This window comes from Botrimarina sp. (genome assembly GCF_040219535.1).
Taxonomy (GTDB): Bacteria; Planctomycetota; Planctomycetia; order Pirellulales; family Lacipirellulaceae; genus Botrimarina.
This window is the reverse complement of record NZ_JAVJSH010000003.1, coordinates 111,109-126,180: the sequence shown is the minus strand read 5'-3', so window position 1 is coordinate 126,180 and position 15,072 is coordinate 111,109. Positions and strand designations below refer to the sequence as shown.

The window sequence follows — 15,072 nt, the reverse complement described above, 5'->3', positions numbered from 1 at the left end:
CGGCGGCGGGGCCTGCAATACTAGCTCTCGTTGCGTGCCCGGGGGCCGCGGGGGACGAACCTCGCGCAGCCGCGTGACGTAAACTGTGTTGTCCCGACCGCTCCGATCCCTAAGCGCCCCCCGCACCGATGGCAGAGCCGTTAGCAACGCCGGTCACGTCGGCCGTGCTGCCCACGTGCGCCCTGGCGTTCCGCGGCTACAACCAGACCAACCTCGGCCGCACGCCCGAACTCTTGGAGACGCCGGCCTACGCCGCGATCGTGCAGCGGCGCCTCGCGGAGGCTTCGTTCATGTGCGAGTCGGCGGTGGGGCGCCGCGTCGACCTGTTCCGCCACGTGCGGTCGCGCGACGAGCCGGGCCCGGACCGCTACGCGGAGTCGGTCGCGTTGGTGTTCGCGGCCGAGCTCGCCCAGCTCGACCTGCTGCGCGAGGTGCACGGCCTGGAGCCACGCGACGCGAAGATGGCCTTCGGCTACAGCCTCGGCGAGCTCACGGCCGTCGCCGAGAGCGGCCTCTACCCGCTCGAAGCCGTTATGCGGATCCCCCTGTCGCTAGCCGACGACTGCGCCCGGCTGGCCGAGGGCGTGACGATGGCGATCGTCTTCTCTCGCAAGGCGCCGCTCAGCGAAGAGTTGCTCGTGCGGCTCTGCGAAGAGGTCACCGCCCAGGGGCGGGGCGCGATCGCGATCTCCGCGGTGCTCTCTCCCAACACGCTGCTGGTGATCGGAGCGGGCGACACGGTCGACCGACTCAAGCAGAGGTTGGAAACGGCAGATGGCCCGCGCGCGTCGGTCCGCACGCACGACGGCGTTTGGCCCCCGCTGCACACGCCGCTGGTGTGCGAGAAGCACATCCCCGACCGCGCCACGCTGCTCATCCGCGAGACGCCGCGGCTCAACAACGGGCCGCGCCCGCCGGTCTGGTCGCTGGTGACCGGTCGCCGTGAGTACGAGCAGACCACCGGGCGGGAGGTGCTGCGGCGGTGGGTCGACTCGCCGCAGCGATTGTGGGACGTCGTCGAGGCGACGCTCCAGGCCGACGTGCGTACGATCCTCCACGTGGGGCCGGAGCCGAACGTCATCCCGGCCACTTTCCAGCGGCTCGCCGACAACGTCGTGCAGCAGACGCTCGCCTGGACCCTCAACGGAGTGGGCCTCCGCGCCGCACAGCAGATGGCCGGCAGCACGTGGCTGGCGCCGCTGCTGCCGCGCCGCGGCTGCTTGCTGCGGGCGCCGCGGGTTAAGCACGTGGTGCTCGAAGACTGGCTGATCGCCAACGCGCCGGCCGCCCGCGCAACGTCGCCCGGTTACGCTCCGTCGGCGCCGCTCTCGCCGGCCGACCCGCCGTCGGACACGTCGTCGGGGACCGCAGCGGTGGGCAGCCGGTAGGCGGCCGCCTCGACCGAGTTTCGCACCAGCAGCACGTCGCCGGCGACGACCGGGTTGTTCCAGTTGGTCTCGCCGTCGGCCAGCACTTGAAGCGAGGCCAGCTCGCGGTACGAGTCGGGGCTGGCCTCTACCAGCACGATTTCGCCGGAATCTTCGGTGGTGACCAGCAGGTGCTCCCCGCACAGCAGCACCTGGCCGTACTCGAACGCGGGCGAACGCCGTGCGCGCCACGCGATCTTGCCCGACTCGATCTCGACGCACTGCAGCAGCTTGTCGCTGAGCGCGAAGGCGAACCCGTCGCGGACCACGCAGTTGCTGAACTTGGTTTGCAGCACCCGCTTGATCGGCGGCGACCAGAGCGGCTCGGCCGCCCAGTTGTCGCCGTCGCGGCTGACCTGCACCAACGAGGCGCCAAATCCATAGCCCTTGCTCAACAGCAACCGGTCGCCTTCGAGCGGGATCGGCTGGCTGCAGGAGGGCATGTTGTCACTCTGCCCCCGCCAGGGGTAGCTGAACAGCAGCTCGCCATCGGCGGCGCGGCGCGCGTGGAGGTGGTCGTCGACCGTCTGCAGCACGACCAACTCACCCGCTAGCCGGGCGACCGCTGGCGAAGCGTACGAGGTCTGTCGCCAACCGGCGGACCAAACCTCCTCGCCCGTCGCGGCGTCGAGCGCGACGAGCGACGCATCGTAGGCCCCCTCGCCCGTATCGGCCGGCGCGCCGACGTTGACGATCAGCAGCGCGCGATCGACGGCGCCCTCCTCGGGCAGATAGAGCGGCGATCCGCTCTTGCCCCACACCGGCACGGCGGCGCCGTACTCCTGGGCCGTGTCGAGCCGCCAGACGACCTCACCGGTCGGCCCATCAAGGCAGTTGACCAGGCCGGTCGCGCCCTGGGTGTAAACGCGGTCGCCGACGATCGTCGGCGTGGCGCGGGGGCCGACGCGGCCCATCTGTCCGCCGAAATCCTCCGGGTCGAACCGCACAGGGTCGGCGTGCGACCAGACCGGGTCGCCGGTGTCGAGCCGGTAACAGACGACCAGCTCGTCGTCGCCCCGTTGCTCTTGAGTCACCGCGTACGCGCCCTGCACGGCGAACGCCGACCAGCCCGCCCCGACGGGCCGTCGCCACAGCTCTTTAGGTGGGCTGGCCTGCCAATCCGCATCGATCGGCGGCCCGACGGCCTCGGCCCAGGGGCCGGCGCCGAGGAACCGCGGGTAGTCGTACGGGCCCGGGCCCCAGTCCGTCAGCCGCTCACCGGACGGGCTCGCCTGCGGCTTGTCTAGCAGCTGGTCCGCCTTCGCCGCGGTGCGGCGGTGCAGCCCCGCGATCGTCCCATCGCCGGCCATCCGCAGTTCGTAAAGCGACACGACAGCCGCCACCGCCGCGAATGGCGCCGCGGCCACCGCCAAGCGGACCGGCCAAGCGGCGCGGCCCCGGAACAGGTACCACACGGCCAGGCCGATCGTCCCCAGGGCAATCAACGCGTAGTTGATGACCACCTTGATGTCGCTCGCGACGTCGGCGATCTCCACGCCCACACGGACCGCGACGAGCACGCCGACATACGCCCACGGAAAGACCGCCCGCCGGCGCGTGGTGGGCTCGGGATCGTTTCCAGTCGAATCGGAATCGTTGGTCATCGAAGCGGGTTTCACCGGGCTACTTTTGTGGTCCTTCAGCGGGGACAATAGCCCCGGCTCATTGCCCTGAGCCCGGCTGACTTCCCCCCGACTATTTTGACCGCATGCGGCGCGAACACACCACCGGCCCCGCACCCGACGTGGCGCCGCCGTTGGTGGCGGCGGCCCCTGCCGGCTTGCTCCCCGAGCAAGCGTTCGCCGCGCTGGCCGGCTTGCCGCACCGGGTTTTCTTCGACAGCGCCCGGCGCGGAGGCCGGCTTGGCCGTTACTCCTACGTGGCCGCGGACCCGTTCGATTGGCTGGCCGTCGCCGCCGACGGATCGGCGGCGCTGGGGCCCTGGGCGGAGCGGCTGGGGGGCTGGGCGGCGCCACGGATCGCGGGGCTGCCCCCCTGGCAGGGCGGCGCGGCGGGGCTTCTGGGCTACGAGATCGGCCGCAGCCTCGAGCGTCTGCCCCGCGCCGCGTGGGACGAGTTTCGCATGCCGGCGCTGGCGATGGGGCTGTACGACACGCTCATCGCGTTCGATCACGAGCTGGACAAAGCCTGGGTGATTTCGCACGGCTTCCCAGCCGCGCCGGGACCCCCTCGGCGGCGCCGGGCCGAGAGCCGGCTCGCCGACCTGGCCGAACGCCTCAGCAGACCCCACGGCGGGCAGCCGAGCCGGCCGGGCTCGGCCATCGAGCGCGATCGGCTCGCCCCGCAGTTCCCCACGCCGTACGGGCGGGGCGTGACGAGCGACTTCTCGCGCGACGCCTACCTGCGTGCGGTCGAAGGGGTGATCGGCCGCCTCCGTAAGGGCGACGCCTACCAGGTGAACCTCGCGCAGCGTCTGCTGCTCCGCGAAACGATCGACCCGGCGCGGGCCTACGAGCGACTGCGGGTGCTGAATCCGGCGCCGTTCGGCGCGTATCTGGATGGCGGCCGGTGGCAGGTGGCGAGCGCTTCGCCGGAGCGCTTTCTGCGTGTCGAGCAGGGCGGCGTCGAGACCCGTCCTATCAAGGGCACCCGGCCGCTCGGCCGAGCGGCCGGCCTCGAATTGGCCGCGAGCGAGAAAGACCGCGCCGAGAACGTGATGATCGTCGACTTGCTCCGGAACGACCTTTCGCGGGTTTGCACCGACGATTCGATTAGGGTTCCCGAGCTGTTCTCGCTGGAACAGTACGCCCACGTCCAGCACCTGGTGTCGGCGGTGACGGGCCGCTTGCGCGAGGGTCGCGGAGTCGCGGACCTGCTCGCGGCCACGCTCCCAGGCGGCTCGGTGACCGGCGCGCCGAAGATCCGCGCCCAAGAGCTGATCGCCGAGTACGAGCCGACGGCGCGGGGCGCGTATTGCGGCGCGATGGCGTGGGTCGGGTTCGCCGACGAGGAGGGCCATCAGGCGATGGACTCCAGCGTGCTGATACGCACGCTCACGTTCGCCGACGGATGGGTGCAAGCGCCGGTCGGGGGCGGGGTCACCGTGTTGTCCGACCCGGTCGCGGAATACGACGAAACCTGGCACAAGGCGGCCGGGCTGATCGACGCGGTTTCCCCCGGGTGAGGTGACTGGCGTGTTGCTGGTAATCGACAACTACGACAGCTTCGTGCACAACCTGGCTCGGCTGTTGCGCGTGGCTGGCGCGGCGACCGAGGTGGTGCGGAACGACGCCATCACGGCGGACGGGGTCGCCCGCCTCGCGCCCGGCGGGATCGTGCTGTCGCCGGGGCCGGGCGCGCCGGACGCGGCCGGCTGCTGCGTCGACGTGGTCAGCCGTTTTGCAGGCCGTGTGCCGATCCTCGGCGTGTGCTTGGGCCACCAAGCTATCGTGCGGGCATTCGGCGGGAAGGTAGTCGAGTCTGGCGCGCCGATGCACGGCCGCACGAGCCGCATCGAGCACAACGGACAGGGCCTCTTCAGCGGCGCGGCGAGCCCGATCGTGGTTTGCCGGTACCATTCGCTGGTGGCCGATCCGTCGTCGCTGCCGGCGGGATTGGTCATCGACGCGGTCGCCGAGGACGGCACGATCATGGCGGTCCGGCGTCGGGGCTGGCCGGTGTTCGGCGTGCAGTTTCACCCGGAGGCGATACTCACCGAGGGAGGCCAGCGCGTGCTCGAGAACTTCGTGACCGTCACCGGCCGGGCCGGCTCGCCAGCTCGATAAGCCGCTTCATCTCGCGCACCGCGGCTTCAAAACCAACCAGGACCGCACGCGAAACGATGCTGTGCCCGATGTTCAGCTCTTCCATCCCCGGCAGCGCAGCGACCGGCCCGACGTTCTGGTAGTTCAGGCCGTGGCCCGCGTGCAACCGCAGCCCCGCGGCACGAGCTTTCGCGCCCGCGTCAGCAAGCCGGCACAGCTCGGCCTCTGCCGACGCGCGGAGCCCTCCCGAGTCGACCCACGCGTGCGCGTACGGCCCGGTGTGGAGTTCGACCCCGTCGACGGCTTTGCCGAGCGCGGCGGCGGCTTCGATTTGGGCCGGGTCGGCGTCGATGAACAGGCTCACCAACACGCCCGCGTCCGCGAGTCTCTGGGTGGCCGACGCGACGCGGTCCCGGCCGCCGACCACATCGAGGCCCCCCTCGGTGGTGACCTCTTCGCGGCGTTCGGGGACGAGCGTCACTTGGTGCGGCCGCACGCGGCACGCGATGTCGACCATCTCGTCCGCACAGGACGACTCGAGGTTGACCGGAACGGCGGCCGTTTGCATGAGGAGCTCGACGTCGCGGTCCTGCACGTGGCGGCGGTCTTCCCGCAGGTGCACCGTGATCCCGTCGGCGCCAGCCAGCACGGCCAGCGCCGCGGCCGCGACCGGATCGGGCTCGGTGGTCCGCCGCGCCTGACGCACGGTGGCCACGTGGTCGATGTTGACGCCGAGCGAAGCCAAAGCGGGAACTCCCAGTTGAGGCGACCAGTTGGGGCGACGTTGGACCGAGTGCCGGGGGACAGGGAGTCTAGCCGCCGGCAGCCCGCGGATCGACGCCCCCGGGCGCGGCGGTTTTCTCCTCGAATCGCAAGCGGCGTTCGAAGCGGCCGTCGTGGTCGGCGTCGATCGATAGGACCCAGGCCTTGGCGGCCGGGTCGTACCGCAGTCGGCGATCGGGTTCGTTCGGCATCGGCTCGGCGACGAACTCCGCCCCGCGTGGCCCGACCGCTTGGCTCAACGCGGCTAGCGGGGTGAAGGCCGGTCGTCGCATTCCCGCGGCGCGGGGCCGGAGGGGGCCGTCGTTCCGCTCGGCGGTCCAGACCGCCCCGGCTGCGACCACCACGGCGAGGACCCCGAGCATCTTCCACGGGTTCACGGCGCCGGCGGCGGCGGCTTCCGAGGCGAGCTCTTCGGCCTGGCTGGCCGCTTCGTCGCGTAGGACCTGGGCAGCGAGTACCACGTCGTCTTCCGGCACGCTGAGCCGATACGCAGCCACCCATTCGCCGGTGGCCGCGTTGAAGCTCTCGTCGGGCCGGGACACGGCCGCCACGCCCGCTTCCTCGAGCAACGCGACGAGGTAGCCCGCCTCGGCGGCGGACGCCACGCGAGCCACATCGGTCCGCGGGCCGGCGACGCGGCTCTCGCGCGGGGCGGCGTCGTGGCCGCAATTCGGGCAGGCGTGCATGGGGCGGGTCTCCGCGGGGTGTCGAGGCCGGCAGCGAGGGCTCGTTCCCGATTATCGTTACAGGCGGCCCTTCTGGCCACGCTCCGCCACGCAAACGCGCCCTCCGGCGTATCCCTCACGCGGGGCGCGGATTGGGGGGGCGGTCTGTGAAAAATGGTACGAGCCGCCCATCGGTTGCCGAGCTACCGTTAGCTGTCGCCCCAGCGTTCCCCGAAGGAGCCGCTCTGCTTTGCGATCGACGAACCACGCCGCCGAAAACTCTGGCCCTTCACGGCTTGAAGCGATGACTTGTCGCGAACTTGCTGAGAAAATCGAAAAGCTCCAGCCGGACGCGTCGCCTCAGGACGTGGCGCGGCTGTGCCTGCTGCTGACCAACAGCCACCGCGACGTGTCCGCCCTGGGGGACCTCGTCGAGCTGCAGTCGGCTTGGCGGCAGATCGGGTTGCGGCTGCAACTCGCCACCGACCAGCACGCGGCGATGACCCACGAGCTGGAAGAACTAGCGAGCAGCGACCCGAAAGAGTTCTCGCAAGAACAGGTCTGGGTGCTGATCCGCGCGATCAAGGTGCAGAGCCAGATCCTCCAGATGTATGTGGGCCATCCGTTGCTGGATGTCTGACAGACGAGGGACGAGGGACGAGGGACGGGGGACGGGGGACGGGGGACGAGGGATGGGGGGGGCGAGGGACTCGGGGCGGACTTCGCACGGCGGATCGGATCGCCGAGGCCCGAAGCCCGAAGCCCGAAGCCCGAGGCCCGAGGCCCGAGGCCCGCGCCTCACCCCTCGCGCTCCTCACCCGATCATCGCCACCGCTACGGTCATGTAGATGACGATCCCGGCGATGTCGATGATGCCGGCTACGAAGGGGTTGCTCATCAGGGCGGGGTCGAGGCCCAGCCGCTGGAACACGAGCGGCAGTGCGCCGCCGCACAGCGTTCCGCACACGACAACCAGCAGCAGCGTGAGCGGGACCGCGGCGATCTGGAACGCGGTCGGCGAGACCTCGCCGCTCGGCGGGTTGCGGGTGAGCAACCACGCGCTGGCGTAGCCGACGGTGGCTAGCGCCGCCCCGAGGGTCAGGCCCATGACCAGCTCGCGGCGGATGACGCGCCACCAGTCGTCGAGGGTGACCTCTCCGTCGGTCAGGCCGCGGATCACGAGCGTGGCCGACTGGCTGCCCGAGTTGCCGCCGCTGGAGATCACCAGCGGGATGAACAGCACGAGCCACCAGACGCGGTCGAAGCCCTCCTCGTAGCTGAGCAGCGCCAGCGCGGTCAGCAGCGCCGCGACGAACAGCACGCCGAGCCACAGGCCGCGGCTGCACGCGAGCGAGAACCAGTGCGACCGCAGGTAACCGGCCTGCAGCGGCGCCACGCCGGCCGCCAGCAGCGCGTCCTCGGTCGCTTCGGCGCGGAGCACGTCGATGATGTCGTCGTGCGTGATGATGCCCAGCAGCCGGCGGTCGTCGTCGACGACCGGGATCGCGAGGAAGTCGTAGTCGGCCACCTTCTCGGCGACCGCCTCCTGGTCGTCCATCGCTCGGACGGTGACCACGTCGCGCTGCATCAGCTCGTTGATCGGCTGGTCGGGCCGCAGGTAGTGGGTCACCAGTTGGCGGGCCGACACGAGCCCCAGCAAGCGGTTCTCCTCGTCGACCACGTAGTTGTAGTAGACGGTCTCGACCTCCTGGGCGCGTTTGCTGATCTCGGTCAGCGCCTCGGTGACGGTCAGGTGCTCCCTCAGGCGGGCGACCTCGGTCGTCATCACGCTGCCGGCCGTGCCCTCCGGGAACCCGCGGAGGCGCAGCGTCTCGCGGCGGTCCTCTTGCGGCAGCAGGGGGAGCAGCTCCTCGACGGCAGGTTCGTCGAGGTCGTTCAGCAGGTCGACTCGGTCGTCGGCCGGCAAGTCGGCCACCAATCCGCTGACCGAGTCGGCGTCGCCCGAATCGACCAGGCGCTGCACGATCGCCGCTTGTTTGGGTGCGTCGAAGAAGCCGAACACCTCGACCCGGCGCTCCGGATCGGCCGATCGCAGGACGCGCCACGCCTCGGCCGGGTCGAGCCCCTCCATGAACTCGGCCACCCGCGCCGGCATCAACGCGTTGACGAACTCGCGCAGCTCCGCCTCGTCGTCGGCGGCGATCATCTCGCGGAGTTCGGGCAGGTAGAGCGTGTTCATGGGGGAGGCAGCGGGCGGGGGGCAGCTGGTGGCCGGCGGCGCCGAGGGAGGCGCCCCAAGCGTGGCGCCGGGCATCTTGTCGGTTAGCGACCTTGCGCGGGAGGGGACGCCGAGGCAACCCGGCCGTTGCTTTCGCCGGCGCCTCCCCCGCGGTTGGCGGCCCGTAGGGCTCTGCGACAGCACGGCTCCGCAGCCCGCTTCCGGATTGCCCCATTTCCCGCCGTTGGCTACTTTCCTGCTCGCTAGCTGGCCCGCTCCCTGCCCGCGCCGGGTCCTACAATTGAACGTGGCTGCCGACGAACCGACACCCGACGCCGTGGACTTCGACGCCTGCCAGGTGGCTATCGGGTATCGCTTTGCGGACCGGTCGCTGCTGGAGAGCGCGTTGACGCACGCCTCGGGGGCGAATCACCGGCTCGCTTCGAACGAACGGATGGAGTTCCTCGGCGACGCGATCCTCGGTGCGGTCGTGTGCCAGCGGCTCTACGACCGCTTCCCCGACTTCCTCGAAGGCGACCTGACCAAGCTGAAGAGCGTCGTGGTGAGCCGCCAGACCTGCGCAAAGCTTAGCCGGCAGCTCGGATTGGAGGACTTCCTGATCCTAGGCAAGGGGATGACGACCTCCCCCACGGTGCCCCGCAGCGTGCTGTCCGACGTGTTCGAGGCCCTTGTGGCGGCGATCCATATCGACGGCGGGCGCGAGGCGGCGGAGCAGTTCGTCGCGCGGCTGATCGAGCCGGAGATCGACCGCGTCGAGGCCGACGGCGTCGGCGGCGAGAACTTCAAGTCGCTGTTGCAGCAGCTCGTGCAGCGCGAGGAGGGGACCACCCCCTCGTATTGCCTGCTGGCCGAGCACGGCCCCGATCACAGCAAGGCGTTCCAGGTCGCCGTGCAGATCGCCGGACGGCGGTTCACCGCGGCGTGGGGGCGGACGAAGAAAGAGGCCGAGCAACGGGCGGCCGCCAACGCGCTAGCGGAGCTCCAGGACGACGAGCCGCCCTACGCCCCGCACCGCGGCGTCTGAGCCGGCCGGATTGCCGATCCGTCGACGACCGGCCGGAGGCCGGCGGCTCACCGGCCCGTGAGCATCTCTTGCCGGTAGCGGTGCATCACGTCGGACCGCAGCAGCAGGCCCACCAGGCGCCGGCTCTCGCCCACGCCGACTTCGACGGGCAGCGTCTCCACGTCGCGGGCGCCGAAGTCGCGCATCGCCTCGATGAGGTTCTCGGCCGGGTGGACCGAGATCGGGCTCCGCAGCGCGATGTCCTCGGCGTTGATCAGCTCGGGCGACATGTCGCTGTCGAGCACGCGGTGGAGGTCTTCGGCGCGGATGATGCCGACCAGCTTGCCGTCGGCGCCCATGACCGGCAGGCTCTCGATCTGCGGGTGCTCGCGGGCGATGCGGATGATCTCTGCGGCGTTGTCCTCGGGCTTGAGGGTTGGGAAGCGGCGGATCATCACGTCGCGGACCATCACGTGGTCGAGGTTGTGCAGGTCGTGGCCCCGCGCGATGTGCTCCCCGCGGCGGCTGAGCTTCTTGTAGTAGATGCTCTCCGGGTCGATCACCCGCGCCACGACGCTCGCCACGCCGGTCGCCGCCATGATCGGGAGGATGATCTCGTACTGGTCGGTCATCTCGTACACGATCAAAATCGCCGACAGAACGCCCTGCGTCGTCCCGGCCACGACGGCCGCCATGCCGACGATCGCGTACACGCCCGGCGAGTGGCTCAAGCCGGGGGCTACCAGGTTGAGCAGCAGGCCGAACGACCCGCCGAGCGTGGCGCCCAAGAACAGCGAGGGCGCGAACACGCCGCCCGACCCGCCGCCGGCCAAGGTGAGGCTCGTCAGCAGCGGCTTGAGCAGCACCAGCGGCGCGAGCCAAGCGAGCTCGGTCAGCAGGCGTTCCCGCGGCACGACAACGGCTTTGTCCGGGGCCGTGCGGAAAAAGTCTTGGAAGAACGGGAAGGAAGCGGAGGGAGAGTCCGCGTCGGGCCCGGTCTCGTCCACATCGACACGCAGGTGGAGCGAGTGCTCGACGACCTCGTAGCCGACGCCCATCACCGGCGGCAACGACGCGTGCTCCGAAGCCGCCTCGGCGGCCGAGCGGAACGGCGGCGCGGCCGGGTACACGGCGCCCACCAAGCCGACGATCGCGCCGAGCACCAAGGCCCGCCCCCGCCAGTCGGGCAGCCAGCGCTGGGTCGCCCCCTCCAGGCCGTAGAGCACCTTGATGAAGCCGGCCGCCGCGAGTCCCGCAACAAGGCCTAGCAGCAGGTAGCTGGGCAGCTGCACGTACGCGCCGGCGAACTGGTACTCCAGGTCCTGGAAGGCCGGGTTCAGTCGGTGCTCGCCGATGTGTTGTTGCACCACGTCCGCCAGAACGCTTGCCAGCACGATCGGCGTGAGCGACTCGACGGCGAACGTGCCGATGATGATCTCGCTGGCGAAGATCACGCCGGCCAGCGGCGCGTTGAACGTCGCGCTGATGCCCGCGGCGGCCCCGGCGGCGACCAGCACCTTGATGTTTTTTGCCGAGAGGCGGAGCAGCTGCCCGGCGCCGCTGCCCAGCGCCGCGCCGATCTGCACGATCGGCCCCTCGCGGCCAACCGAGCCCCCGGTGCCGATCGTCAGGCCGCTCGCGAGGATCTTCACCAGGGCGATCCGTGGCCGGATGACGCCGTCGTGCCGCGCGACGGCGGTGATCACCTCGGGCACGCCGTGGCCCTGGGCTTCGGGGGCGAAGGTGCGCGTCCCCCAAGCGACCACCAGCAAGCCGATCGGCGGGCAGGCGGCGACCGCCACGCACCAGCCCCAGTGGGGCTCCAGGGCGAGCCGCTCGGCGGCAAGCCCGTAGGTGCTGTCGGTGATGACCTCGATCAGCCACCCGAAAACCGCGGCGCCAACGCCGGCGGCCAGCCCCACAAGCCCGGCGATTACGATCGTCAGCGTGCCGCCCGGCACCGCGCCCCGCTGAGAGAGCGACCGCGACCAATCACGCAAGCGGGCGGGCACAGCGGGGCCGGTCGAAACGGGGTGGGGGAGGCGGCGGGGGCGATTCCGCGTGCGGCTGGCAGAACAGGGCGGCACACAGCCCAACGAGCCTACGGCCCTCGCGCCGCCACGGCTAGCCGGGAGCGGCCCCCGGGGTGCGACGCTTCGTCGCTCTAGGCTGGGGCGACGCGGTGGGGCCATCGCCAATCCCCGATTGCGGCATTACACTGCCGTGTCCTGCCAAGCCCGCGCGGGCGGATCACCCGAAAGACAGGCGAGCGACCGAATGGCCAACGCGACCGAAAAGCGTGTTTACAACTTCTCCCCCGGCCCGGCCATGCTCCCGGTGAGCGTGCTGCAGCGGGCGCGCGACGAGATGCTGTCGCTTCCCGGCGTGGGCGCCAGCGTGATGGAGATAAGCCACCGCAGCCAGGCGTTCCTGGACATCATCGAGGCCGCCGAGGCGAACCTCCGGAAGCTGCTGGGGATCTCCGACAACTACGCGGTGCTGTTCTTGCAGGGCGGCAGCCGGCTCCAGTTCTCGATGGTCCCGATGAACCTGTACGCGGGCAAGAAGTCGGCCGACTACGTGGTGACCGGCTCGTGGGGCAAGCAGGCCGCCGGCGAGGCGAAGAAGGTCGGCGCGGTCCACACCGCGTACACGGCCGCCGACACGAATTTCGACCGCGTGCCGGCCGAGGGCGAGATCGATTTCGACCCCGACGCCGCTTACGTGCACTACTGCTGCAACGAGACGATCCAGGGCGTACAGTTCAACGGCGAGCCGACGCCGCCCGAGGGCGTGCCCCTCGTGTGCGACGCGTCGAGCGACTTCCTGCACCGGAAGGTCGACGTCGAGAACTACGGCCTGATCTACGCGTGCGCCCAAAAGAACGCGGGGCCGGCCGGCGTGACGCTGGTGGTCATCCGCAAGGACCTGGCGGAGCTGTCTTCGGACGATCTGCCGATTTACATGAACTACAAGTGGCACGCGAGCGAGAACTCGCTCGGCAACACGCCGCCGACGTTCGCGATCTACATCAACAAGCTGGTCACCGACTGGCTGCTCGACGAGGTCGGTGGGCTCGACGCGATGTACGAGCAGAACAAAAAGAAGGCGCTCATGCTCTACGACGTGCTCGACGCGTCGCCCGACTTCTACAAGGGCCACGCGCAGGTCGAGAGCCGCAGCGTGATGAACGTGACCTTCAACCTGCCCTCGGACGAGCTGACCAAGGCGTTCATCGCCGAGGCGGAGAAGCACGACCTGACCGAGCTGAAGGGCCACCGCTCGGTCGGCGGAGTCCGCGCGTCGATCTACAACGCGATGCCCGTCGAGGGCGTCGAGGCGCTCCGCGACTTCATGAAGGACTTCCGCGACAAGCACGCCAACTGACGCGTGCGTCGACGGCCCGGTGCCACCACCAGCAATCTCCCTCCGGCCTTTAGCCTACAGCCTGCAGCCTCTCCAATGCCCAGCGTCTTAGTGCTCGACGACCTCGCTCAAGAAGGGCTCGACAAACTCGAAGCGGCCAGCGGCGTCACCTACGAGGTCCGCACCGGCCTGAAGGGCGAGCAGCTCAAGGCCGCGCTGAACGAGTTCGACGGCGCCATCTGCCGCAGCGGCGTGAAGCTCACGCCCGACGTCATCGAGGGCAACACCCGCTTGAAGGCCGTTGTCCGCGCCGGCGTCGGCACGGACAACATCGACAAGCCCTCGTGCACACGCGCGGGCATCGTGGTGATGAACACGCCGGCCGGCAACACCATCAGCACCGCGGAGCACGCCATCGCGCTGATGCTCGCGATGAGCCGCAACGTGGCGCCCGCGTACCAATCGCTGATCGAGGGACGGTGGGACCGCAAGAAGTTCATGGGGACCCAGGTCGCCGGCAAGACGCTCGGCGTGGTCGGCCTCGGGCGGATCGGCCAGGCGGTCGCGTCGCGCGCCCGTGCTCTGGAGATGGACCTCGTCGGCTACGACCCGTTCATGTCGGCCGACCACGCGAAGTCGCTCGGGATCGAGCTGGTCGAGAAGGTGGACGACATGCTGCCGCGGGTCGACTACCTGACGGTGCACACGCCGCTCACGGACGAGACCCGCGGCATGATCTCCGACGCGCAGCTGGAGGTCATCAAGCCCGGCGCCCGCCTGATCAACTGCGCGCGGGGCGGCATCTACGACGAGGCGGCCCTCGTGCGCGGCCTCGAGTCGGGCAAGCTGGCCGGCGTCGCGCTGGACGTCTACCCGGACGAGCCCTGCACCGAGAGCCCCCTGTTCGGCATGCCGGGCGTGGTTTGCACGCCGCATTTGGGCGCCAGTACCGAGGAGGCCCAGACGCAGGTCGCCGTCGAGGCGGTCGAGCTGCTCACGGCGTTCCTGACCACCGGCGCGATCAGGTGCGCGGTGAACGCCGCGGCGCTCGACCCGAAGACGATCGCCTCGCTCAAGGGGTACATCAACGTCGCCCACCGTCTCGGCTGCCTGGCCGAGGGCCTCACGCCCAGCGGCGTCGGCTCGTGCCGGATCATCTACCGCGGCGAGTTGGCCGGCCGCGACACCAAGATCCTCAACGCGGCGTTCGCCGTCGGCCTGCTCGAGCACGCCATGGGCGACGAGGTCAACCTGATCAACGCCGAGTCGCTGTTGACCGAGCGTGGGATCCAGCTCGTCACCGAGACGGCCAGCCAGCAGGGGGCGTTCCGCTCGTCGATGACCGTCGACGTGGCCACCGGCGAAGCCTCCCACTCGCTGTCCGCCACGCTGCTCGGCGAGGACATGCCCCGGCTCGTGCAGATCGACGGCTATCGGCTGGAGGCCTTCCTCGACGGCTGCCTGATCATTTTCACGCACAAGGACGTGCCCGGCATCATCGGTTCGATCGGCACCGTGCTTGGTCAGCACGGCGTGAACATCGCGCAGATGGCCGTCGGCCGCAACAAGCCCGGCGGCGACGCGATCGGCGTTCTGAACGTCGACGGCGAGGTCCCCGCCGACGGCCTCGACGCGATCCGCGGCCTCGAAGCGATCAGCAGCGCGCGCGTCGTCAAGCTGCCCGCCGCTGGGGTGATGCCGGCTTGGCTCTAAGCCGGCAAGCCCGGCGCCGAGCCCGCACTCGTCCCGCGCCCGCGACGCAACCGGCGCCGCCCGCGCGACCGGCGCCGTTTGCCGCCATTTTTCGTGGGGCGAATCGAGGCCCTGTGTGGCGTGCAGCGCGCCGCGACCGATAGTTCGGCAGTCCACCTCGCGCGCCCGCGCCTCTCGTCTGGCGGCTCGC

The 15,072-nt window shown here is 70.3% G+C and carries 12 protein-coding genes; 7 read left to right on the top strand and 5 right to left on the bottom strand.

What is annotated here, in order from left to right:
• Positions 1–128: 128 nt before the first annotated feature.
• Entirely contained in the window at positions 129–1,388 is a 1,260-nt protein-coding gene (locus tag RIC11_RS01150) for a hypothetical protein (RefSeq protein WP_350207986.1), read from the top strand.
• On the opposite strand, the gene RIC11_RS01145 is transcribed toward RIC11_RS01150, so the two are convergent.
• The gene (locus RIC11_RS01145) at positions 1,307–3,031 is read right to left on the bottom strand and encodes an outer membrane protein assembly factor BamB family protein (RefSeq protein ID WP_350207985.1); all 1,725 of its coding nucleotides are present in this window, start codon (positions 3,029–3,031) and stop codon (positions 1,307–1,309) included. The two genes, RIC11_RS01150 and RIC11_RS01145, sit on opposite strands and share 82 nt — an antisense overlap.
• A gap of 104 nt (positions 3,032–3,135) precedes the next feature.
• Between RIC11_RS01145 and RIC11_RS01140 the strand changes: the two genes are divergently transcribed.
• Together RIC11_RS01140 and RIC11_RS01135 are read left to right on the top strand one after the other, a co-directional pair.
• Positions 3,136–4,572 (top strand): anthranilate synthase component I family protein, encoded by a 1,437-nt coding sequence (locus RIC11_RS01140; protein ID WP_350207984.1) that lies wholly within the window; start codon positions 3,136–3,138, stop codon positions 4,570–4,572.
• Between the two features lie 10 nt (positions 4,573–4,582).
• Positions 4,583–5,173 (top strand): anthranilate synthase component II, encoded by a 591-nt coding sequence (locus tag RIC11_RS01135; RefSeq protein WP_350207983.1) that lies wholly within the window; start codon positions 4,583–4,585, stop codon positions 5,171–5,173.
• Here the strand turns inward: RIC11_RS01135 and RIC11_RS01130 are convergent.
• Entirely contained in the window at positions 5,142–5,897 is a 756-nt protein-coding gene (locus RIC11_RS01130) for a pyridoxine 5'-phosphate synthase (protein ID WP_350207982.1), read from the bottom strand. The two genes, RIC11_RS01135 and RIC11_RS01130, sit on opposite strands and share 32 nt — an antisense overlap.
• A 67-nt stretch (positions 5,898–5,964) precedes the next feature.
• Positions 5,965–6,621 carry a putative signal transducing protein gene (locus tag RIC11_RS01125; protein ID WP_350207981.1) on the bottom strand — a complete coding sequence of 219 codons (657 nt, stop codon included), beginning with the start codon at positions 6,619–6,621 and terminating at the stop codon, positions 5,965–5,967.
• 283 nt (positions 6,622–6,904) lie between these two features.
• On the opposite strand from RIC11_RS01125, the gene RIC11_RS01120 reads away from it, so the two are divergent.
• Complete coding sequence (locus tag RIC11_RS01120; protein ID WP_350207980.1) at positions 6,905–7,240, top strand: hypothetical protein; 336 nt, start codon at positions 6,905–6,907, stop codon at positions 7,238–7,240.
• A 174-nt stretch (positions 7,241–7,414) separates the two neighbouring features.
• On the opposite strand, the gene mgtE is transcribed toward RIC11_RS01120, so the two are convergent.
• Positions 7,415–8,800 carry a magnesium transporter gene (mgtE, locus tag RIC11_RS01115; protein WP_350207979.1) on the bottom strand — a complete coding sequence of 462 codons (1,386 nt, stop codon included), beginning with the start codon at positions 8,798–8,800 and terminating at the stop codon, positions 7,415–7,417.
• A gap of 316 nt (positions 8,801–9,116) precedes the next feature.
• Here mgtE and rnc point away from each other — a divergent pair, with 316 nt between their 5' ends.
• Positions 9,117–9,824 carry a ribonuclease III gene (gene rnc / locus RIC11_RS01110; protein WP_350207978.1) on the top strand — a complete coding sequence of 236 codons (708 nt, stop codon included), beginning with the start codon at positions 9,117–9,119 and terminating at the stop codon, positions 9,822–9,824.
• 47 nt (positions 9,825–9,871) lie between these two features.
• On the opposite strand, the gene RIC11_RS01105 is transcribed toward rnc, so the two are convergent.
• The gene (locus RIC11_RS01105) at positions 9,872–11,815 is read right to left on the bottom strand and encodes a chloride channel protein (RefSeq protein ID WP_350207977.1); all 1,944 of its coding nucleotides are present in this window, start codon (positions 11,813–11,815) and stop codon (positions 9,872–9,874) included.
• Positions 11,816–12,080: 265 nt separating this feature from the next.
• On the opposite strand from RIC11_RS01105, the gene serC reads away from it, so the two are divergent.
• A complete protein-coding gene (serC, locus tag RIC11_RS01100) occupies positions 12,081–13,190 on the top strand; it encodes a 3-phosphoserine/phosphohydroxythreonine transaminase (RefSeq protein ID WP_350207976.1) in 1,110 nt (369 codons plus the stop codon).
• 75 nt (positions 13,191–13,265) lie between these two features.
• Positions 13,266–14,882, top strand: a complete 1,617-nt coding sequence (serA, locus tag RIC11_RS01095) for a phosphoglycerate dehydrogenase (RefSeq protein WP_350207975.1) — start codon at positions 13,266–13,268, stop codon at positions 14,880–14,882.
• The last annotated feature ends 190 nt before the right edge of the window (positions 14,883–15,072 follow it).